This is a genomic window from Vibrio pomeroyi (assembly GCA_041879425.1).
In the GTDB taxonomy this organism is placed as follows: Bacteria; Pseudomonadota; Gammaproteobacteria; order Enterobacterales; family Vibrionaceae; genus Vibrio; species Vibrio pomeroyi_A.
The window spans coordinates 3,428,874-3,450,854 of the sequence record CP090854.1 but is presented as its reverse complement, the minus strand read 5'-3'; the positions used below and the strand labels follow the sequence as shown (position 1 = coordinate 3,450,854).

At 46.7% G+C, this 21,981-nt stretch carries 8 protein-coding genes, 5 tRNA genes, 7 rRNA genes and 1 riboswitch; of the genes, 17 read left to right on the top strand and 3 right to left on the bottom strand.

What is annotated here, in order from left to right; genetic code table 11:
* Positions 1 to 37 precede the first annotated feature (37 nt).
* Positions 38 to 1,438, bottom strand: coding sequence for a Si-specific NAD(P)(+) transhydrogenase (gene sthA, locus L0992_15315; GenBank protein XGB67026.1), 1,401 nt, complete (start codon positions 1,436 to 1,438; stop codon positions 38 to 40).
* Positions 1,439 to 1,765: 327 nt separating this feature from the next.
* Here sthA and fabR point away from each other — a divergent pair, with 327 nt between their 5' ends.
* Both fabR and L0992_15305 read left to right on the top strand, forming a co-directional pair.
* The gene (gene fabR / locus L0992_15310) at positions 1,766 to 2,407 is read left to right on the top strand and encodes an HTH-type transcriptional repressor FabR (protein XGB67025.1); all 642 of its coding nucleotides are present in this window, start codon (positions 1,766 to 1,768) and stop codon (positions 2,405 to 2,407) included.
* Entirely contained in the window at positions 2,407 to 2,778 is a 372-nt protein-coding gene (locus L0992_15305; GenBank protein XGB67024.1) for a YijD family membrane protein, read from the top strand. The genes fabR and L0992_15305 overlap by 1 nt, the downstream gene beginning before the upstream one ends.
* Positions 2,779 to 2,859: 81 nt before the next feature.
* On the opposite strand, the gene trmA is transcribed toward L0992_15305, so the two are convergent.
* Entirely contained in the window at positions 2,860 to 3,969 is a 1,110-nt protein-coding gene (gene trmA, locus L0992_15300; GenBank protein ID XGB67023.1) for a tRNA (uridine(54)-C5)-methyltransferase TrmA, read from the bottom strand.
* Positions 3,970 to 4,123: 154 nt separating this feature from the next.
* Positions 4,124 to 4,328, top strand: a riboswitch (cobalamin riboswitch).
* A gap of 39 nt (positions 4,329 to 4,367) precedes the next feature.
* Here trmA and btuB point away from each other — a divergent pair.
* From btuB to murI, 3 genes are read left to right on the top strand one after another with little or no spacing between them, the layout of a single operon-like run.
* Positions 4,368 to 6,203 (top strand): TonB-dependent vitamin B12 receptor, encoded by a 1,836-nt coding sequence (btuB, locus tag L0992_15295; protein ID XGB67022.1) that lies wholly within the window; start codon positions 4,368 to 4,370, stop codon positions 6,201 to 6,203.
* A 48-nt stretch (positions 6,204 to 6,251) separates the two neighbouring features.
* Positions 6,252 to 6,917, top strand: coding sequence for an adenine nucleotide alpha hydrolase (locus L0992_15290; GenBank protein XGB67021.1), 666 nt, complete (start codon positions 6,252 to 6,254; stop codon positions 6,915 to 6,917).
* A gap of 60 nt (positions 6,918 to 6,977) precedes the next feature.
* A complete protein-coding gene (murI, locus tag L0992_15285) occupies positions 6,978 to 7,784 on the top strand; it encodes a glutamate racemase (GenBank protein XGB68744.1) in 807 nt (268 codons plus the stop codon).
* Here the strand turns inward: murI and L0992_15280 are convergent.
* A complete protein-coding gene (locus L0992_15280; GenBank protein ID XGB67020.1) occupies positions 7,747 to 8,199 on the bottom strand; it encodes an RNA-binding protein in 453 nt (150 codons plus the stop codon). The genes murI and L0992_15280 overlap by 38 nt on opposite strands.
* Positions 8,200 to 8,819: 620 nt before the next feature.
* Here L0992_15280 and L0992_15275 point away from each other — a divergent pair.
* The 12 genes from L0992_15275 (at position 8,820) to L0992_15220 (ending at position 21,867) form a co-directional block, all read left to right on the top strand.
* Positions 8,820 to 10,374, top strand: a 16S ribosomal RNA gene (locus L0992_15275).
* A 401-nt stretch (positions 10,375 to 10,775) separates the two neighbouring features.
* Positions 10,776 to 13,667: ribosomal RNA gene (locus tag L0992_15270) — 23S ribosomal RNA — on the top strand.
* Positions 13,668 to 13,795: 128 nt separating this feature from the next.
* Positions 13,796 to 13,911 (top strand): 5S ribosomal RNA (gene rrf, locus L0992_15265).
* Positions 13,912 to 14,301: 390 nt separating this feature from the next.
* Positions 14,302 to 15,856 (top strand): 16S ribosomal RNA (locus L0992_15260).
* Between the two features lie 67 nt (positions 15,857 to 15,923).
* Positions 15,924 to 16,000, top strand: a tRNA-Ile gene (locus tag L0992_15255).
* A 14-nt stretch (positions 16,001 to 16,014) separates the two neighbouring features.
* Positions 16,015 to 16,090, top strand: a tRNA-Ala gene (locus L0992_15250).
* Between the two features lie 345 nt (positions 16,091 to 16,435).
* A 23S ribosomal RNA gene (locus L0992_15245) occupies positions 16,436 to 19,327 on the top strand.
* Positions 19,328 to 19,455: 128 nt separating this feature from the next.
* Positions 19,456 to 19,571, top strand: a 5S ribosomal RNA gene (gene rrf / locus L0992_15240).
* Between the two features lie 390 nt (positions 19,572 to 19,961).
* A 16S ribosomal RNA gene (locus L0992_15235) occupies positions 19,962 to 21,516 on the top strand.
* Together the 16S, 23S and 5S rRNA genes with 5 tRNA genes alongside form the textbook arrangement of a ribosomal RNA operon.
* Positions 21,517 to 21,605: 89 nt before the next feature.
* Positions 21,606 to 21,681: transfer RNA gene (locus tag L0992_15230), tRNA-Glu, on the top strand.
* Positions 21,682 to 21,683: 2 nt separating this feature from the next.
* Positions 21,684 to 21,759 (top strand) — tRNA-Lys (locus L0992_15225).
* Positions 21,760 to 21,791: 32 nt separating this feature from the next.
* A tRNA-Val gene (locus L0992_15220) sits at positions 21,792 to 21,867 on the top strand.
* Positions 21,868 to 21,981: the final 114 nt, after the last annotated feature.

The window sequence follows — 21,981 nt, the reverse complement described above, 5'->3', positions numbered from 1 at the left end:
GCCTATGGGTGGTCAAATACTCCTGTTGGTTTTTTATTTAGAACAAACGGTTAAGTCCGTTAAGTGCTGCAACACGATAAGCTTCTGCCATCGTTGGGTAGTTAAAGGTGGTATTCACAAAGTACTCGATGGTATTTGCTTCACCTTTCTGCTCCATAATCGCTTGGCCGATATGGATGATTTCAGCCGCACGCTCACCAAACACGTGGATACCCAAAATCTCTTTGGTTTCACGGTGGAATAGGATCTTCAAGCTACCAATATCTTTACCTGCGATTTGAGCACGAGCTAAGTGTTTGAATGAAGAACGTCCCACTTCATAAGGTACTTTCGCAGCCGTTAGTTCTTGCTCGGTTTTACCAACAGAACTGATCTCAGGGATGGTGTAGATACCGGTTGGAATGTCTTCAATAAGGTGGCGTTCAGCTTCACCTTTGACAATCGCTTGTGCAACGAATCGACCTTGGTCATAAGCCGCACTCGCTAGGCTAGGGTAGCCAATCACATCACCTACCGCGTAAACATGGTCAACATTGGTTTGGTAATTGGTGTTTACGGATACTTGTCCACGAGAATCCGCTTCTAAGCCAACCGCACCAAGGTTCAACTTATCGGTATTACCGGTTCGGCCATTGGCATACAGTAGGCAGTCGGCACGCATTTTCTTGCCGGATTCTAAGTGAATGATCACGCCATCGTCCGTTCCTTCGATTTTCTCAAAGGTTTCGTCGTTACGAATCACTACACCGCTGTTCCAGAAGTGGTAAGAAAGCGCATCAGAGGTTTCATTGTCTAAGAATGATAGTAGGCGGTCTCGAGTATTGATGAGATCGGTTTTAACACCTAAACCGCGGAAGATAGACGCGTACTCACAACCAATAACACCAGCACCATAAATGATGATGTGTTGAGGGTCGTGTTTAAGAGAAAGAATCGAGTCACTGTCGTAAACACGCTCGTGTAAGAAGTCGACGTTGTCTGGTTGATATGGGCGAGAGCCTGTCGCGATAACAAATTTGTCTGCACTGTAATGTTCTTCAGTGCCATCGCTTTGCATTACCGAGACAGTGTTGGTATCGATAAAACGCGCAGTACCAAATACTAGTGTGCATTGGTTACGGTCATAGAAGCCTTGGCGTAGTCGAGTCTGTTTATCGATGACTGATTTCGCGTGCCCCAAAATGTTAGAGAACGTTGAGTGAATGCTTTTGTTGTTCTGACAAAACAGTGGGTTGTTATTGAATTCAATAATACGGCTTACGGCATGACGCAGTGCTTTGGAAGGAATGGTTCCCCAGTGGGTACAACCACCACCAACGCTGCTCTCTTTTTCAATGATTGCAACGTTCAACCCGGCTTTGGTTAACCCCATCGCTGCCCCTTCGCCTCCGGGGCCACTACCAATTACGATTACATCAAAGTGGTTGGAGTGTGGCATAGATATCTTCCTTGTTATATTTGATTAACATTGCTTTAGCGAGATTTTAACTGATTCTGTTCTTGGGTACATGAAAAGGGCATCAGAGAGTCGGTGAGATCACGCAGTGTTACCGAAAAAATAATATTTGGTATGTCGTATGTCTCCAAATGACAGTGTGGATATTGAAATTTTTTCTTCGAACGTATTTACTTCGGTACGTGAACAAAGAGGCGTGTTGAGTGTCTTATATAACCGGAGTGCCTTATATAAATAAGTGATTCGCGTTATATTGAAGAGAGTATTAGACATGCCTGTTTAGGCTGTAAAAGAAGAAATTGATAAAGTATGAAACCAATGGGCATTCGCGCACAGCAAAAAGAAAAAACTCGTCGCAGCTTAATCGATGCAGCATTTAGCCAACTCAGTGCCGATCGTAGTTTTTCCAACCTAAGCTTGAGAGAAGTCGCTCGTGAGGCTGGAATAGCACCGACTTCCTTTTATCGTCACTTCAAAGACATGGATGAGCTTGGCTTAACCATGGTTGATGAAGGTGGCTTACTACTGCGCCAGCTCATGCGACAAGCTAGGCAACGCATAGTAAAAGAAGGCAGTGTGATTCGCACATCGGTTGAAACCTTTATGGAATTCATTGAAAGCAGCCCAAACGTATTCAGACTGTTATTACGAGAGCGCTCAGGAACCTCGTTTGAGTTTCGTGCGGCGGTAGCTCGTGAGATACAGCACTTCTCTGCTGAGTTAACCGAATATTTGATAACAACCGGCATGACACGAGACGAAGCTTTTACTCAAGCTGAAGCCTCCGTTATCTTGGTTTTCAATTCAGGGGCAGAAGCATTAGATTTAGATCGACGTCAGCGAGATGAACTGGCTGAACGCTTGATCATGCAATTGCGAATGATGGCCAAAGGGGCTTTTTGGTATCGTAAAGAACGTGAACGTAACCGATTAAAAGGCGGGATTGAATAATGTCGAATGAAAATAATACTGTAAACCGTGGTTCAGAAAGAAAGACACTCGTACTTGCTGTTATTGCCGGTGTGTGTGGTGATGCTCTGTTATCTTGGGTAACAATGAGCGAAGTGGGCTTCTCTATTTTCCCACTGATTGCTTTAGTCTTGGCTGTACAAGCACTTTACCAAGAGTACCTAACTAACCCAGTATCTGAAGATATTCCATTAGTAGGTTTAGCTTGTTTCTTTGTCGGCGCATTTGGCCACTCGGCTTTTGTGAAGGCACAACACCCTGATGCTGGCTCAAACTTCTTTGCGATTATTGTCGCGATGTTGCTTCTTGCATGGGTAGGTAAGAAGCTAGGCTTTATCGGTAAAACCGCTTAAGCTGATTTAGAAATTAAAAAAACGAGCCAATGGGCTCGTTTTTTTGTATCTGTTGTTTGGCTTAGACTTAGAAAGCGAGACTTACGCTTTACGCTCTAGGAATACGCCAGCTTCCATGTGGTGCGTGTAAGGGAACTGGTCAAACAGAGCAAAACGAGTGATGTCGTGTGTTTCGCTTAGGATCTCTAGGTTCTCTTTCAACGTTTCAGGGTTACAAGAGATGTACATGATGCGCTCGTAACCTTGAACCATCTTACAAGTATCAACATCCATACCTGAGCGTGGTGGATCAACAAAGATAGTGTTGCAGTTGTAGCTCTTAAGATCGATGTTCGCTTGCTGTAGACGGCGGAACTCACGCTTGCCTTCCATTGCTACGGTAAAATCTTCCGCAGACATACGAATGATCTGAACATTTTCAATCTTGTTCGCTGCAATGTTGTATTGCGCTGACTCTACAGATGGCTTCGCTAGTTCTGTTGCCAGTACACGCTCGAAGTTTTGTGCCAATGCTAATGAGAAGTTACCGTTACCACAGTAAAGTTCAAGCAAGTCGCCTTTGCTATCTTGAGTACAGTCGACAGCCCATTCCAACATTTTCTCTGCTACTTTGCCGTTTGGTTGAGTAAAGCTGTTTTCTACATGTTGGTAGATGTAGCTATCGCCATTTACGTCTAGTTTCTCAATAACGTAATCACGGTCTAAAACGATCTTCATCTTACGCGCACGGCCAATCAGGTTTAGATTAAAACCTTCATCGTTCAATTGCTGTTTTAGCGCTTTAGCATCTTGAATCCATTGCTCACCCAACTGACGGTGGTAAAGCAGTGACACCAAAATCTCACCGCTTAGCGTAGAAAGGAAATCTACTTGGAATAGCTTGTGGCGTAGAGAATGGTTGTTCTTCATTGCATCAGTTAATAGAGGCATCAAGTCATTGATAAGACGACTAGCAGCGGGGAACTGGTCTACACGGTATTTTTCTTTGGTCTCTTGATTGAACATGACGTAATACATATCGTCACCTTCATGCCACACGCGGAACTCAGCACGCATGCGGTAGTGTTGTTCTGGAGATTCATACACTTCCAGCTCAGGCACATTATATTCTGAGAACATTTCAGTAAGACGCTCAGTCTTTTCTGCCAGTTGTTCTTGGTAGCGTTGCGGGTTTACATCTAAATTCGCCATTGTTATGCCTTTTGCTGTCGTGCTTTTAAATCAAGAGCGCAGATTTTATTCAATCACAGGCGCTTGTCCAGTGTTGAGAGCCAATCAGTGTAAATAGGCCATGAAAACTATAGCTTATAACTATCTTAGACTAGACAAATGATTCAGAGGTCAATACTATCTTCGGCAAGCTGGTGCCATTTAGATGTATAGATGGCTGAAGAGGGAATCTGGTGTGAATCCAGAACTGACGCGCAGCGGTAAAAGAGAACAAGTATTCATAAGACACTGCAAATAGCTTTTTGTGGGAAGTCGAATATAAGGTAACCATAAGGTTGTACTCTTGAGTCCGAATACCTGCCAGTAGCTAAACCATAAGATGTGGTTTGGTAGGAATTTACGCGATTTAGGATAACAACATGAACAAATCCCTTTTAGCGATAGCTGTAGCATCGCTGCTTTCACCTATCTCCAATTTACACGCCCAAGAAGCCTCTGCCGACGAAACCATGGTGGTTACGGCTAATCGTTTTGAGCAAAGCACGGAAAGTGTTGTCGCTCAAGTTGAAGTAGTAACACGCCAAGATATCGATCGAATTCAAGCTAAGTCTCTAACAGATGTTTTTAGACGATTGACGGGTATTCAGGTTTCACAAAATGGAGGGCGAGGACAGCAAGCTTCGATCTTTGTTCGTGGTGCTAACTCTGATCAAGTACTTGTTCTAATTGATGGTATTCGTTTTGCGCGGGCTGCAAAAGGTGGAGTCGACTTTAGCCAGTTACCAATTACATTCGTTGATCGAGTGGAATACGTTCGAGGTGCCCGTGCTGCTATGTATGGCTCAGAAGCTATCGGCGGTGTTATTAACATTATTACCGTTGCAAATTCCGACAATGAAAAAACGGCGGTAAGTGCTGGTTTAGGAAGCTTAGATTACCAAGAGCTGAGTTTTGTTAGTGGTACTAAGGTCGGTGAAAATGGTCACTTAAACGTATCTGTTGGTTATGATTCGGATGAGGGTTACAACGTTCACCCAATGCCAGGAATAAATGATGGTGACCGCCATGGTTTTGAATCGCGCAACGCACTAATTGGTTATGTTCATAATTTTGATCAGCAATGGAGTGGTTTTGCTAACTTCCGCATGTTCGAGACTATCTCTCAATATGATGGTTCATATGTTGATTTTAATACCGGCAACCCAGTCCATTCTTACAAAGAAGCAGAGGTGCAAAACTCTACCTTTGCTACTGGTGTTAAATATAGTGGCAGTGAACTTAAGTCTGATTTCCTAGTTAACTATCAGAATCAAGATAACTGGAACTACGAACAGTCTTTAGGCAAGAACTCTGCGTCAGCAACATCTGATGAGCTTGAACAGCTAAATGTTCAATGGGTGAATTCATACAAACTGACGTCGGTACTGACTCTTAGTGGCGGTGTAGATTGGCGTGATGAGGCTTATATTGTTAAGCCTTCGAATACTGAATACGACAGAACGAATGTTGCGTACTTCGCTGCATTAAACGCTGATGCGGATAAAGTGTTTGGCGAGCTGAGCCTTCGTGTGGATGACAATGAACAGTTTGGTACCGAAACCACTTACAACACAGGGTTAGGCTATCGTTATGCTGAGTGGCTTGTCGTGAAAGCAGCTTATGGCACATCCTTCAAGGCACCTAACTTATATCAACTATACAGCTACTACGGTAATGCACAGTTAGAAGCTGAAAAGGCAGATTCATTCGAGCTGACTTTTGGTGGCTTAATCAAGGATGTTGATTGGTCGATTACTGGCTATGACACGAACGTTGAAGACTTAATTGATTACAACTACGCGACAAATAAGTACTACAATACCGATGGCGAAAGCCAACTACGTGGTGTGGAAATGGTCGTTGGATTTGATACTAGCTTTATTAATCACCAAGTGAGCGCGAACTTCCAAGACCCAGAAGATCAATCTGGTGAGCAACTGATACGCCGAGCTAAGAAGATTTACAAGTATAATGCAGTGGCTAGTTTCGATGAGGTTGATGTTTCACTAGGTTACCAATATGTAGGTGAGAGACCGGACTTCTCTGAAGATCTCGCAGCGTATAGCTTGTTTGATGTTTCAGTGAACTACTATGCGAATGAAAACCTTACTTTAAATGGTCGAGTGGATAACTTAACTGACGAAGAGTACGAGACTGCTGGTGGATATCCATCACCAGAGCGTACATATTACGTGAATGCTACTTACCAATTCTAATTAACACCTAAACCGCCTTCGGGCGGTTTTTTCTTATCGGGTATATCAATGAAAAAGAAAGTCGTCATAAGCTGGTCATCAGGTAAAGACTCCACCTTAACCCTAGAGCGCTTACTTGAGAGTGTCGAGTATGAAGTTGTTGCTCTCTATACTACGTATGTTGGAGATGAAGTCCCTTTCCAAGTGACTCCGATTGATGTCGTGGCTATGCAGGCGCAATTAATCGGTTTGCCACTCATCACCATAGAGCTTCCCGAAGTGTTCCCAAGTAATGAGATTTACCAAAGTACGATTGTCTCAGCATTGAAAGGGTCTGGCTTATCAATTGATGCGGTCGCATTTGGCGATATGTTTTGTAACGGCATAGCCGACTACCGCAAAAGCTATATAGAACCGGCTGGCTGGGAGTGTGTGTTTCCACTAATGGGAGAGAGTAGTCAGGCTCTAGCTAGTGAGATAATAAACAGAGAAATCGAAACCTTTCTCGTCACGGTTGATAGCGACGCATTGGATAAGAGCTACTGTGGGCAGAAATACACGTTAGAACTAATAGACAGTTTACCGAGTTATGTCGATCCATGTGGTGAAGACGGTGAGTTCCATACCTTAGTGACGTCAGCACCGTGTTTTAAAGGAAAGCTTGAGATAGAGTTACAAAATGTAGAGCAAGGTGAGCGTTTTGTTCATCAACGCTATCAAGCTTGCATTATATAGAGTGAAGATTGGCGAAAACTAAGCGAAGGAGTATCATTGCAGCGAAACTTATTATAGGTAATCGCTGTGTCGGATAGTCTACAAAAAAATATATTGGTCTTTGATTCTGGAGTGGGTGGTCTATCTGTATATAAAGAGATAAGTCAGTTACTACCGAATCATAACTATATCTATGTATTCGACAACGAGGCTTACCCTTATGGTGAACTCGATCAGCAAGTGCTCATTCGCAGAGTTCAAAGCATCGTGGCCAGTTTTGTAGCTAGTCACGCGATTGATATTGTAGTGATAGCGTGTAATACGGCGAGCACGATTGTCTTACCGACACTCAGAGCTAATAACCTTATCCCTATAGTTGGTGTTGTACCGGCCATTAAGCCGGCATCCCTGCTTGCTAATAAAGCAGTTGGTCTTATTGCTACTCCTGCGACGATCACTCGTCAATACACGCACGACTTAATCAAAAACTTCTCGAGTAATAAAAGAGTCGAACTTTTAGGTTCTACTCGGCTGGTGGATATGGCTGAAGAGAAACTCAGAGGTGAGGTGATTAATCTTCAAGAGTTACAGCAAATCCTTCATCCTATGCTCAACACTATAGATGTGGCCGTTTTAGGGTGCACACATTTCCCATTGATAAAGTCCGAGATTCAACAGGTCTTAGGTAGCAATGTTTTATTGGTTGATTCTGGTAAAGCGATCGCTAAGCGAGTACAAGATTTATTGGATTTGGAAAGTGGCAATAAAGAGGGGGGAGTGCGTGAGGTTTTTTGTAGTGCACTTCCTAAAAAAGAAAGTGCACTAAATAGCATGTTAAAGCAGTTAGGGTTTAGCTCAGTTCAGATTCGTCCGCTTCAGGATGTTTAGGATCATTTGCAACGCGTACTTTTAAAGTTCGTTGCATGTAATCTTTATCATTAAGTGCAGAGATTGCATGATTCACATCATTACTTGCCATAACAACAAATCCAAAGCCTCTTCTTTTACCAGTGCGTTTGTCTTTCATTAAACGTACTGCAAAGACTTCACCATGCTCTGAGAATAATTCACGCACATGTGATTCGTTTGCTTTGTATGGAAGGTTACCCACATAAAGTGTTTTTGTTGAAGCCTTAGGTTCTGAATCTGATTTTGAGTCGGTGCTTGAAAAGTTAACAACAAAAGCGGAAGCCAAGACACCAAGGATAAAGGTAATTGCAGGCGATATATCTACCTGAGAGAAAACAATGCCGCCTAATACAGCCAGTGCGACAATTAACAACATCGATTTTTTTGAGTTCATATCGGAATACTACATATTAATAAACGAAATAGACGCATCTACCATTAACAAAATAGACACATGAATCTTACGTTCATGGCTTCCATTTTTCCAATGTATTGCTGTGATACGTCTCAAATGTTTAGTTTTTATTCGAAAAATGCGGATCTGGTGGCTTTTTAGGCGAACAAAACTTTTATTTCAAAAAGCCCTTGTGCTCCCCTTCAATCTCTCTATAATGCCGCCTCACCGACACGGAGTGAGGCGAAAGTCACACAGCGAAATCGGTAGAGAAAAAGAGTTTGAAAATAACCCTTGACTCTCAAAGTGGTGCAGGTATAGTACGCACCCCTAGCGACTGAGATGTGAATCACAAAACGCTAGAGCTCTTTAACAATTTAAACCTATCAATCTGTGTGGGCACTCGTTGATGAATATCAAAACGTTTTATCGTTAGATAAAACAGATTCTTCGGAATCAAAATTGATTTCAATGAACTGAGTGACCAATACAAATAACCTCGGTTATTTGGCACAGTCAATTCATTATCATTCTGTTGGAATGGTAATAGCTTTAGAATTACATGTTTACTTAGGTAAATATTAGTTTTGAAGTCAGTATTCGTTGAGTCACAAAATCTTAAATTGAAGAGTTTGATCATGGCTCAGATTGAACGCTGGCGGCAGGCCTAACACATGCAAGTCGAGCGGAAACGACACTAACAATCCTTCGGGTGCGTTAATGGGCGTCGAGCGGCGGACGGGTGAGTAATGCCTAGGAAATTGCCTTGATGTGGGGGATAACCATTGGAAACGATGGCTAATACCGCATAATGCCTACGGGCCAAAGAGGGGGACCTTCGGGCCTCTCGCGTCAAGATATGCCTAGGTGGGATTAGCTAGTTGGTGAGGTAATGGCTCACCAAGGCGACGATCCCTAGCTGGTCTGAGAGGATGATCAGCCACACTGGAACTGAGACACGGTCCAGACTCCTACGGGAGGCAGCAGTGGGGAATATTGCACAATGGGCGAAAGCCTGATGCAGCCATGCCGCGTGTATGAAGAAGGCCTTCGGGTTGTAAAGTACTTTCAGTTGTGAGGAAGGGGGTGTAGTTAATAGCTGCATCTCTTGACGTTAGCAACAGAAGAAGCACCGGCTAACTCCGTGCCAGCAGCCGCGGTAATACGGAGGGTGCGAGCGTTAATCGGAATTACTGGGCGTAAAGCGCATGCAGGTGGTTCATTAAGTCAGATGTGAAAGCCCGGGGCTCAACCTCGGAACTGCATTTGAAACTGGTGAACTAGAGTACTGTAGAGGGGGGTAGAATTTCAGGTGTAGCGGTGAAATGCGTAGAGATCTGAAGGAATACCAGTGGCGAAGGCGGCCCCCTGGACAGATACTGACACTCAGATGCGAAAGCGTGGGGAGCAAACAGGATTAGATACCCTGGTAGTCCACGCCGTAAACGATGTCTACTTGGAGGTTGTGGCCTTGAGCCGTGGCTTTCGGAGCTAACGCGTTAAGTAGACCGCCTGGGGAGTACGGTCGCAAGATTAAAACTCAAATGAATTGACGGGGGCCCGCACAAGCGGTGGAGCATGTGGTTTAATTCGATGCAACGCGAAGAACCTTACCTACTCTTGACATCCAGAGAAGCCAGCGGAGACGCAGGTGTGCCTTCGGGAGCTCTGAGACAGGTGCTGCATGGCTGTCGTCAGCTCGTGTTGTGAAATGTTGGGTTAAGTCCCGCAACGAGCGCAACCCTTATCCTTGTTTGCCAGCGAGTAATGTCGGGAACTCCAGGGAGACTGCCGGTGATAAACCGGAGGAAGGTGGGGACGACGTCAAGTCATCATGGCCCTTACGAGTAGGGCTACACACGTGCTACAATGGCGCATACAGAGGGCAGCAAGCCAGCGATGGTAAGCGAATCCCAAAAAGTGCGTCGTAGTCCGGATTGGAGTCTGCAACTCGACTCCATGAAGTCGGAATCGCTAGTAATCGTAGATCAGAATGCTACGGTGAATACGTTCCCGGGCCTTGTACACACCGCCCGTCACACCATGGGAGTGGGCTGCAAAAGAAGTGGGTAGTTTAACCTTTCGGGGAGGACGCTCACCACTTTGTGGTTCATGACTGGGGTGAAGTCGTAACAAGGTAGCCCTAGGGGAACCTGGGGCTGGATCACCTCCTTATACGAAGATATTCACGATAAGTGTCCACACAGATTGATGGTTTAGATTTAGTTAAAGCCAGAGCTTTAATTAATAACGCAAGTTATTGATTAAAGCTTTTTGCTTTATGCTCTTTAACAATTTGGAAAGCTGACTGATTGATTACTTACGAGTAATTCAATCAAATTTAAAAGTTCTCAATGTTTATCTGCTCTTAGTTAATAAGAACGGTATAAACACAACAAACACATTCAAGTGTCTTGTATTCGAATCAAACTTAGTTTGATTCACATTGAGTCCGGCAAACAGTCATTGAGAATTAACCCTTCTTAATGACAACCAAAAACCTTGGTTAGTTGCCATACTAGTTTGTTTTCACTTTTCAAAAGTGAAAGTAAAACAGAGACCCTTTCGGGTTGTATGGTTAAGTGACTAAGCGTACACGGTGGATGCCTTGGCAGTCAGAGGCGATGAAAGGCGTAATAACTTGCGATAAGCCCAGATTAGGTAGTAATAACCTTTAAGTCTGGGATTCCTGAATGGGGAAACCCACTTACATAAGTAAGTATCCTGTTGTGAATACATAGCAACAGGAGGCAAACCGGGGGAACTGAAACATCTAAGTACCCCGAGGAAGAGAAATCAACCGAGATTCCGAAAGTAGCGGCGAGCGAAATTGGATTAGCCCTTAAGCTTTTAATGAGACAGATGAAGGCTCTGGAAAGTGCCGCAATAAAGGGTGATAGCCCCGTAATCGACATCTCATCATCAGTGAAAACGAGTAGGGCGGGACACGTGATATCCTGTCTGAATATGGGGGGACCATCCTCCAAGGCTAAATACTACTGACTGACCGATAGTGAACCAGTACCGTGAGGGAAAGGCGAAAAGAACCCCTGTGAGGGGAGTGAAATAGAACCTGAAACCGTGTACGTACAAGCAGTAGGAGCACCTTCGTGGTGTGACTGCGTACCTTTTGTATAATGGGTCAGCGACTTAATTTTAGTAGCAAGGTTAACCGTTTAGGGGAGCCGTAGGGAAACCGAGTCTTAACTGGGCGTACAGTTGCTAGGATTAGACCCGAAACCAGGTGATCTAGCCATGGGCAGGTTGAAGGTTGAGTAACATCAACTGGAGGACCGAACCGACTAATGTTGAAAAATTAGCGGATGACTTGTGGCTAGGGGTGAAAGGCCAATCAAACCTGGAGATAGCTGGTTCTCCCCGAAAGCTATTTAGGTAGCGCCTCGGACGAATACTACTGGGGGTAGAGCACTGTTAAGGCTAGGGGGTCATCCCGACTTACCAACCCTTTGCAAACTCCGAATACCAGTAAGTACTATCCGGGAGACACACGGCGGGTGCTAACGTCCGTCGTGGAGAGGGAAACAACCCAGACCGCCAGCTAAGGTCCCAAAGTATAGCTAAGTGGGAAACGATGTGGGAAGGCTCAGACAGCCAGGATGTTGGCTTAGAAGCAGCCATCATTTAAAGAAAGCGTAATAGCTCACTGGTCGAGTCGGCCTGCGCGGAAGATGTAACGGGGCTAAGCTATACACCGAAGCTGCGGCTACGTACCTTAGGGTGCGTGGGGTAGGGGAGCGTTCTGTAAGCCGTTGAAGGTGGTCTGTAAGGGCTGCTGGAGGTATCAGAAGTGCGAATGCTGACATGAGTAACGATAAAGGGAGTGAAAAACTCCCTCGCCGGAAGACCAAGGGTTCCTGTCCAACGTTAATCGGGGCAGGGTAAGTCGACTCCTAAGGCGAGGCCGAAAGGCGTAGTCGATGGGAAACGGGTTAATATTCCCGTACTTCTTACAATTGCGATGGGGGGACGGAGAAGGCTAGGTGGGCCTGGCGACGGTTGTCCAGGTTCAAGTATGTAGGCGGAAAGTTTAGGTAAATCCGGACTTTCTTAACGCTGAGATACGATGTCGAGCTACTACGGTAGTGAAGTCATTGATGCCATGCTTCCAGGAAAAGCCTCTAAGCTTCAGATTGTAAGGAATCGTACCCCAAACCGACACAGGTGGTCGGGTAGAGAATACCAAGGCGCTTGAGAGAACTCGGGTGAAGGAACTAGGCAAAATGGTACCGTAACTTCGGGAGAAGGTACGCTCTTATCAGTGAAGTCCCTTGCGGATGGAGCAGACGAGAGTCGCAGATACCAGGTGGCTGCAACTGTTTATTAAAAACACAGCACTGTGCAAAATCGTAAGATGACGTATACGGTGTGACGCCTGCCCGGTGCCGGAAGGTTAATTGATGGGGTTAGACTTCGGTCGAAGCTCTTGATCGAAGCCCCGGTAAACGGCGGCCGTAACTATAACGGTCCTAAGGTAGCGAAATTCCTTGTCGGGTAAGTTCCGACCTGCACGAATGGCGTAATGATGGCCACGCTGTCTCCACCCGAGACTCAGTGAAATTGAAATCGCTGTGAAGATGCAGTGTACCCGCGGCTAGACGGAAAGACCCCGTGAACCTTTACTACAGCTTGGCACTGAACATTGAACCTACATGTGTAGGATAGGTGGGAGACTATGAAACCGCGTCGCTAGATGTGGTGGAGTCGTCCTTGAAATACCACCCTTGTAGTTTTGATGTTCTAACGTTGGTCCCTGAATCGGGATTACGGACAGTGCCTGGTGGGTAGTTTGACTGGGGCGGTCTCCTCCCAAAGAGTAACGGAGGAGCACGAAGGTGGGCTAAACACGGTTGGACATCGTGTGGTTAGTGCAATGGCATAAGCCCGCTTGACTGCGAGAATGACAATTCGAGCAGGTGCGAAAGCAGGTCATAGTGATCCGGTGGTTCTGAATGGAAGGGCCATCGCTCAACGGATAAAAGGTACTCCGGGGATAACAGGCTGATACCGCCCAAGAGTTCATATCGACGGCGGTGTTTGGCACCTCGATGTCGGCTCATCACATCCTGGGGCTGAAGTCGGTCCCAAGGGTATGGCTGTTCGCCATTTAAAGTGGTACGCGAGCTGGGTTTAGAACGTCGTGAGACAGTTCGGTCCCTATCTGCCGTGGGCGTTGGAAAATTGAAGGGGGCTGCTCCTAGTACGAGAGGACCGGAGTGGACGAACCTCTGGTGTTCGGGTTGTCATGCCAATGGCATTGCCCGGTAGCTAAGTTCGGAATCGATAACCGCTGAAAGCATCTAAGCGGGAAGCGAGCCCTGAGATGAGTTTTCCCTGACGCTATAAGCGTCCTTAAGGGTTGTTCAAGACTAGAACGTTGATAGGCAGGGTGTGTAAGTGCTGCGAGGCATTGAGCTAACCTGTACTAATTGCCCGTGAGGCTTAACCATACAACACCCAAGGGGTTTTGTGGACTCAAAGACAGACCTTGAATGAGTTTGAAGAGACACTTTTAAATACAGTTTTCCAGATTATTTTGCCTTCAGTTTTAAAAAACTGAAAGTAAAAGCAAAATTTGCTTGGCGACCATAGCATTGTGGACCCACCTGATTCCATGCCGAACTCAGAAGTGAAACACAATAGCGCCGATGGTAGTGTGGGGCTTCCCCATGTGAGAGTAGGACATCGCCAGGCTTTAATTTCGACTTTGTTTACTAAGTAGACAAGTCACCATAGAGTTCTAAGTTTTCTTAGTATTTTATGTTGACTTTCAAAGTAGAAAGCGTATTATACGCGTCCTGCTTAAGTGCTAAGGCACTGAAAGCAAAGCTCTTTAACAATTTAAACCTATCAATCTGTGTGGGCACTCGTTGATGAATATCAAAACGTTTTATCGTTAGATAAAACAGATTCTTCGGAATCAAAATTGATTTCAATGAACTGAGTGACCAATACAAATAACCTCGGTTATTTGGCACAGTCAATTCATTACCATTCTGTTGGAATGGTAATAGCTTTAGAATTACATGTTTACTTCGGTAAATATTAGTTTTGAAGTCAGTATTCGTTGAGTCACAAAATCTTAAATTGAAGAGTTTGATCATGGCTCAGATTGAACGCTGGCGGCAGGCCTAACACATGCAAGTCGAGCGGAAACGACACTAACAATCCTTCGGGTGCGTTAATGGGCGTCGAGCGGCGGACGGGTGAGTAATGCCTAGGAAATTGCCTTGATGTGGGGGATAACCATTGGAAACGATGGCTAATACCGCATAATGCCTACGGGCCAAAGAGGGGGACCTTCGGGCCTCTCGCGTCAAGATATGCCTAGGTGGGATTAGCTAGTTGGTGAGGTAATGGCTCACCAAGGCGACGATCCCTAGCTGGTCTGAGAGGATGATCAGCCACACTGGAACTGAGACACGGTCCAGACTCCTACGGGAGGCAGCAGTGGGGAATATTGCACAATGGGCGAAAGCCTGATGCAGCCATGCCGCGTGTATGAAGAAGGCCTTCGGGTTGTAAAGTACTTTCAGTTGTGAGGAAGGGGGTGTAGTTAATAGCTGCATCTCTTGACGTTAGCAACAGAAGAAGCACCGGCTAACTCCGTGCCAGCAGCCGCGGTAATACGGAGGGTGCGAGCGTTAATCGGAATTACTGGGCGTAAAGCGCATGCAGGTGGTTCATTAAGTCAGATGTGAAAGCCCGGGGCTCAACCTCGGAACTGCATTTGAAACTGGTGAACTAGAGTACTGTAGAGGGGGGTAGAATTTCAGGTGTAGCGGTGAAATGCGTAGAGATCTGAAGGAATACCAGTGGCGAAGGCGGCCCCCTGGACAGATACTGACACTCAGATGCGAAAGCGTGGGGAGCAAACAGGATTAGATACCCTGGTAGTCCACGCCGTAAACGATGTCTACTTGGAGGTTGTGGCCTTGAGCCGTGGCTTTCGGAGCTAACGCGTTAAGTAGACCGCCTGGGGAGTACGGTCGCAAGATTAAAACTCAAATGAATTGACGGGGGCCCGCACAAGCGGTGGAGCATGTGGTTTAATTCGATGCAACGCGAAGAACCTTACCTACTCTTGACATCCAGAGAAGCCAGCGGAGACGCAGGTGTGCCTTCGGGAGCTCTGAGACAGGTGCTGCATGGCTGTCGTCAGCTCGTGTTGTGAAATGTTGGGTTAAGTCCCGCAACGAGCGCAACCCTTATCCTTGTTTGCCAGCGAGTAATGTCGGGAACTCCAGGGAGACTGCCGGTGATAAACCGGAGGAAGGTGGGGACGACGTCAAGTCATCATGGCCCTTACGAGTAGGGCTACACACGTGCTACAATGGCGCATACAGAGGGCAGCAAGCCAGCGATGGTAAGCGAATCCCAAAAAGTGCGTCGTAGTCCGGATTGGAGTCTGCAACTCGACTCCATGAAGTCGGAATCGCTAGTAATCGTAGATCAGAATGCTACGGTGAATACGTTCCCGGGCCTTGTACACACCGCCCGTCACACCATGGGAGTGGGCTGCAAAAGAAGTGGGTAGTTTAACCTTTCGGGGAGGACGCTCACCACTTTGTGGTTCATGACTGGGGTGAAGTCGTAACAAGGTAGCCCTAGGGGAACCTGGGGCTGGATCACCTCCTTATACGAAGATATTCACGATAAGTGTCCACACAGATTGATTAGGTTTAGAAAAGTTAAGAGACGATATTGGGTCTGTAGCTCAGCTGGTTAGAGCGCTCGCCTGATAAGCGGGAGGTCGGTGGTTCAAGTCCACTCAGACCCACCAATATCGACCTAGATGGGGCTATAGCTCAGCTGGGAGAGCGCCTGCCTTGCACGCAGGAGGTCTGCGGTTCGATCCCGCATAGCTCCACCATCTTTAAGGGTTTTTCCCTAAGAATCTTTAAAAATGGTTTCGAAAGAAATCAAGCTCTTTAACAATTTGGAAAGCTGACTGATTGATTACTTACGAGTAATTCAATCAAATTTAAAAGTTCTCAATGTTTATCTGCTCTTAGTTAATAAGAACGGTATAAACACAACAAACACATTCAAGTGTCTTGTATTCGATTCAAATTCGTTTGAATCACATTGAGTCCGGCAAACAGTCATTGAGAATTAACCCTTCTTAATGACAACCAAAAACCTTGGTTAGTTGCCATACTAGTTTGTTTTCACTTTTCAAAAGTGAAAGTAAAACAGAGACCCTTTCGGGTTGTATGGTTAAGTGACTAAGCGTACACGGTGGATGCCTTGGCAGTCAGAGGCGATGAAAGGCGTAATAACTTGCGATAAGCCCAGATTAGGTAGTAATAACCTTTAAGTCTGGGATTCCTGAATGGGGAAACCCACTTACATAAGTAAGTATCCTGTTGTGAATACATAGCAACAGGAGGCAAACCGGGGGAACTGAAACATCTAAGTACCCCGAGGAAGAGAAATCAACCGAGATTCCGAAAGTAGCGGCGAGCGAAATTGGATTAGCCCTTAAGCTTTTAATGAGACAGATGAAGGCTCTGGAAAGTGCCGCAATAAAGGGTGATAGCCCCGTAATCGACATCTCATCATCAGTGAAAACGAGTAGGGCGGGACACGTGATATCCTGTCTGAATATGGGGGGACCATCCTCCAAGGCTAAATACTACTGACTGACCGATAGTGAACCAGTACCGTGAGGGAAAGGCGAAAAGAACCCCTGTGAGGGGAGTGAAATAGAACCTGAAACCGTGTACGTACAAGCAGTAGGAGCACCTTCGTGGTGTGACTGCGTACCTTTTGTATAATGGGTCAGCGACTTAATTTTAGTAGCAAGGTTAACCGTTTAGGGGAGCCGTAGGGAAACCGAGTCTTAACTGGGCGTACAGTTGCTAGGATTAGACCCGAAACCAGGTGATCTAGCCATGGGCAGGTTGAAGGTTGAGTAACATCAACTGGAGGACCGAACCGACTAATGTTGAAAAATTAGCGGATGACTTGTGGCTAGGGGTGAAAGGCCAATCAAACCTGGAGATAGCTGGTTCTCCCCGAAAGCTATTTAGGTAGCGCCTCGGACGAATACTACTGGGGGTAGAGCACTGTTAAGGCTAGGGGGTCATCCCGACTTACCAACCCTTTGCAAACTCCGAATACCAGTAAGTACTATCCGGGAGACACACGGCGGGTGCTAACGTCCGTCGTGGAGAGGGAAACAACCCAGACCGCCAGCTAAGGTCCCAAAGTATAGCTAAGTGGGAAACGATGTGGGAAGGCTCAGACAGCCAGGATGTTGGCTTAGAAGCAGCCATCATTTAAAGAAAGCGTAATAGCTCACTGGTCGAGTCGGCCTGCGCGGAAGATGTAACGGGGCTAAGCTATACACCGAAGCTGCGGCTACGTACCTTAGGGTGCGTGGGGTAGGGGAGCGTTCTGTAAGCCGTTGAAGGTGGTCTGTAAGGGCTGCTGGAGGTATCAGAAGTGCGAATGCTGACATGAGTAACGATAAAGGGAGTGAAAAACTCCCTCGCCGGAAGACCAAGGGTTCCTGTCCAACGTTAATCGGGGCAGGGTAAGTCGACTCCTAAGGCGAGGCCGAAAGGCGTAGTCGATGGGAAACGGGTTAATATTCCCGTACTTCTTACAATTGCGATGGGGGGACGGAGAAGGCTAGGTGGGCCTGGCGACGGTTGTCCAGGTTCAAGTATGTAGGCGGAAAGTTTAGGTAAATCCGGACTTTCTTAACGCTGAGATACGATGTCGAGCTACTACGGTAGTGAAGTCATTGATGCCATGCTTCCAGGAAAAGCCTCTAAGCTTCAGATTGTAAGGAATCGTACCCCAAACCGACACAGGTGGTCGGGTAGAGAATACCAAGGCGCTTGAGAGAACTCGGGTGAAGGAACTAGGCAAAATGGTACCGTAACTTCGGGAGAAGGTACGCTCTTATCAGTGAAGTCCCTTGCGGATGGAGCAGACGAGAGTCGCAGATACCAGGTGGCTGCAACTGTTTATTAAAAACACAGCACTGTGCAAAATCGTAAGATGACGTATACGGTGTGACGCCTGCCCGGTGCCGGAAGGTTAATTGATGGGGTTAGACTTCGGTCGAAGCTCTTGATCGAAGCCCCGGTAAACGGCGGCCGTAACTATAACGGTCCTAAGGTAGCGAAATTCCTTGTCGGGTAAGTTCCGACCTGCACGAATGGCGTAATGATGGCCACGCTGTCTCCACCCGAGACTCAGTGAAATTGAAATCGCTGTGAAGATGCAGTGTACCCGCGGCTAGACGGAAAGACCCCGTGAACCTTTACTACAGCTTGGCACTGAACATTGAACCTACATGTGTAGGATAGGTGGGAGACTATGAAACCGCGTCGCTAGATGTGGTGGAGTCGTCCTTGAAATACCACCCTTGTAGTTTTGATGTTCTAACGTTGGTCCCTGAATCGGGATTACGGACAGTGCCTGGTGGGTAGTTTGACTGGGGCGGTCTCCTCCCAAAGAGTAACGGAGGAGCACGAAGGTGGGCTAAACACGGTTGGACATCGTGTGGTTAGTGCAATGGCATAAGCCCGCTTGACTGCGAGAATGACAATTCGAGCAGGTGCGAAAGCAGGTCATAGTGATCCGGTGGTTCTGAATGGAAGGGCCATCGCTCAACGGATAAAAGGTACTCCGGGGATAACAGGCTGATACCGCCCAAGAGTTCATATCGACGGCGGTGTTTGGCACCTCGATGTCGGCTCATCACATCCTGGGGCTGAAGTCGGTCCCAAGGGTATGGCTGTTCGCCATTTAAAGTGGTACGCGAGCTGGGTTTAGAACGTCGTGAGACAGTTCGGTCCCTATCTGCCGTGGGCGTTGGAAAATTGAAGGGGGCTGCTCCTAGTACGAGAGGACCGGAGTGGACGAACCTCTGGTGTTCGGGTTGTCATGCCAATGGCATTGCCCGGTAGCTAAGTTCGGAATCGATAACCGCTGAAAGCATCTAAGCGGGAAGCGAGCCCTGAGATGAGTTTTCCCTGACGCTATAAGCGTCCTTAAGGGTTGTTCAAGACTAGAACGTTGATAGGCAGGGTGTGTAAGTGCTGCGAGGCATTGAGCTAACCTGTACTAATTGCCCGTGAGGCTTAACCATACAACACCCAAGGGGTTTTGTGGACTCAAAGACAGACCTTGAATGAGTTTGAAGAGACACTTTTAAATACAGTTTTCCAGATTATTTTGCCTTCAGTTTTAAAAAACTGAAAGTAAAAGCAAAATTTGCTTGGCGACCATAGCATTGTGGACCCACCTGATTCCATGCCGAACTCAGAAGTGAAACACAATAGCGCCGATGGTAGTGTGGGGCTTCCCCATGTGAGAGTAGGACATCGCCAGGCTTTAATTTCGACTTTGTTTACTAAGTAGACAAGTCACCATAGAGTTCTAAGTTTTCTTAGTATTTTATGTTGACTTTCAAAGTAGAAAGCGTATTATACGCGTCCTGCTTAAGTGCTAAGGCACTGAAAGCAAAGCTCTTTAACAATTTAAACCTATCAATCTGTGTGGGCACTCGTTGATGAATATCAAAACGTTTTATCGTTAGATAAAACAGATTCTTCGGAATCAAAATTGATTTCAATGAACTGAGTGACCAATACAAATAACCTCGGTTATTTGGCACAGTCAATTCATTACCATTCTGTTGGAATGGTAATAGCTTTAGAATTACATGTTTACTTCGGTAAATATTAGTTTTGAAGTCAGTATTCGTTGAGTCACAAAATCTTAAATTGAAGAGTTTGATCATGGCTCAGATTGAACGCTGGCGGCAGGCCTAACACATGCAAGTCGAGCGGAAACGACACTAACAATCCTTCGGGTGCGTTAATGGGCGTCGAGCGGCGGACGGGTGAGTAATGCCTAGGAAATTGCCTTGATGTGGGGGATAACCATTGGAAACGATGGCTAATACCGCATAATGCCTACGGGCCAAAGAGGGGGACCTTCGGGCCTCTCGCGTCAAGATATGCCTAGGTGGGATTAGCTAGTTGGTGAGGTAATGGCTCACCAAGGCGACGATCCCTAGCTGGTCTGAGAGGATGATCAGCCACACTGGAACTGAGACACGGTCCAGACTCCTACGGGAGGCAGCAGTGGGGAATATTGCACAATGGGCGAAAGCCTGATGCAGCCATGCCGCGTGTATGAAGAAGGCCTTCGGGTTGTAAAGTACTTTCAGTTGTGAGGAAGGGGGTGTAGTTAATAGCTGCATCTCTTGACGTTAGCAACAGAAGAAGCACCGGCTAACTCCGTGCCAGCAGCCGCGGTAATACGGAGGGTGCGAGCGTTAATCGGAATTACTGGGCGTAAAGCGCATGCAGGTGGTTCATTAAGTCAGATGTGAAAGCCCGGGGCTCAACCTCGGAACTGCATTTGAAACTGGTGAACTAGAGTACTGTAGAGGGGGGTAGAATTTCAGGTGTAGCGGTGAAATGCGTAGAGATCTGAAGGAATACCAGTGGCGAAGGCGGCCCCCTGGACAGATACTGACACTCAGATGCGAAAGCGTGGGGAGCAAACAGGATTAGATACCCTGGTAGTCCACGCCGTAAACGATGTCTACTTGGAGGTTGTGGCCTTGAGCCGTGGCTTTCGGAGCTAACGCGTTAAGTAGACCGCCTGGGGAGTACGGTCGCAAGATTAAAACTCAAATGAATTGACGGGGGCCCGCACAAGCGGTGGAGCATGTGGTTTAATTCGATGCAACGCGAAGAACCTTACCTACTCTTGACATCCAGAGAAGCCAGCGGAGACGCAGGTGTGCCTTCGGGAGCTCTGAGACAGGTGCTGCATGGCTGTCGTCAGCTCGTGTTGTGAAATGTTGGGTTAAGTCCCGCAACGAGCGCAACCCTTATCCTTGTTTGCCAGCGAGTAATGTCGGGAACTCCAGGGAGACTGCCGGTGATAAACCGGAGGAAGGTGGGGACGACGTCAAGTCATCATGGCCCTTACGAGTAGGGCTACACACGTGCTACAATGGCGCATACAGAGGGCAGCAAGCTAGCGATAGTGAGCGAATCCCAAAAAGTGCGTCGTAGTCCGGATTGGAGTCTGCAACTCGACTCCATGAAGTCGGAATCGCTAGTAATCGTAGATCAGAATGCTACGGTGAATACGTTCCCGGGCCTTGTACACACCGCCCGTCACACCATGGGAGTGGGCTGCAAAAGAAGTGGGTAGTTTAACCTTTCGGGGAGGACGCTCACCACTTTGTGGTTCATGACTGGGGTGAAGTCGTAACAAGGTAGCCCTAGGGGAACCTGGGGCTGGATCACCTCCTTATACGAAGATACTCACGATAAGTGTCCACACAGATTGATTAGGTTTAGAAAGTAAAAGAGACGAAGAACTCCCAAGTTCTTCAATCCAGTGTCCCGTTCGTCTAGAGGCCTAGGACACCGCCCTTTCACGGCGGTAACAGGGGTTCGACTCCCCTACGGGATACCATTGGGTCGTTAGCTCAGTTGGTAGAGCAGTTGACTTTTAATCAATTGGTCGCAGGTTCGAATCCTGCACGACCCACCATTCTTTCTCCGCGAAGGAATTAAAACTATCGTGGGCGATTAGCTCAGTTGGGAGAGCACCTGCCTTACAAGCAGGGGGTCACTGGTTCGAGCCCGGTATCGCCCACCATTCTCTAAATATTCTTGGAAGTTAAAACTCCAAACCACTTCTTATGTCGCTGGTTGGATTTTTCGACTGTGAGAGTCTTTAGAAAATGTGAATTTTAGAACACTGGTTCTTAAA

What these genes read in the sequence shown, in the direction of transcription:
- L0992_15290 (XGB67021.1), top strand. Translation starts at nt 6,252, where the DNA reads ATGAAAAAGAAAGTCGTCATAAGCTGGTCATCAGGTAAAGACTCCACC.
- trmA (XGB67023.1), bottom strand. Translation starts at nt 3,969, where the DNA reads ATGGCGAATTTAGATGTAAACCCGCAACGCTACCAAGAACAACTGGCA.
- L0992_15280 (XGB67020.1), bottom strand. Translation starts at nt 8,199, where the DNA reads ATGAACTCAAAAAAATCGATGTTGTTAATTGTCGCACTGGCTGTATTA.
- sthA (XGB67026.1), bottom strand. Translation starts at nt 1,438, where the DNA reads ATGCCACACTCCAACCACTTTGATGTAATCGTAATTGGTAGTGGCCCC.
- fabR (XGB67025.1), top strand. Translation starts at nt 1,766, where the DNA reads ATGAAACCAATGGGCATTCGCGCACAGCAAAAAGAAAAAACTCGTCGC.
- btuB (XGB67022.1), top strand. Translation starts at nt 4,368, where the DNA reads ATGAACAAATCCCTTTTAGCGATAGCTGTAGCATCGCTGCTTTCACCT.
- L0992_15305 (XGB67024.1), top strand. Translation starts at nt 2,407, where the DNA reads ATGTCGAATGAAAATAATACTGTAAACCGTGGTTCAGAAAGAAAGACA.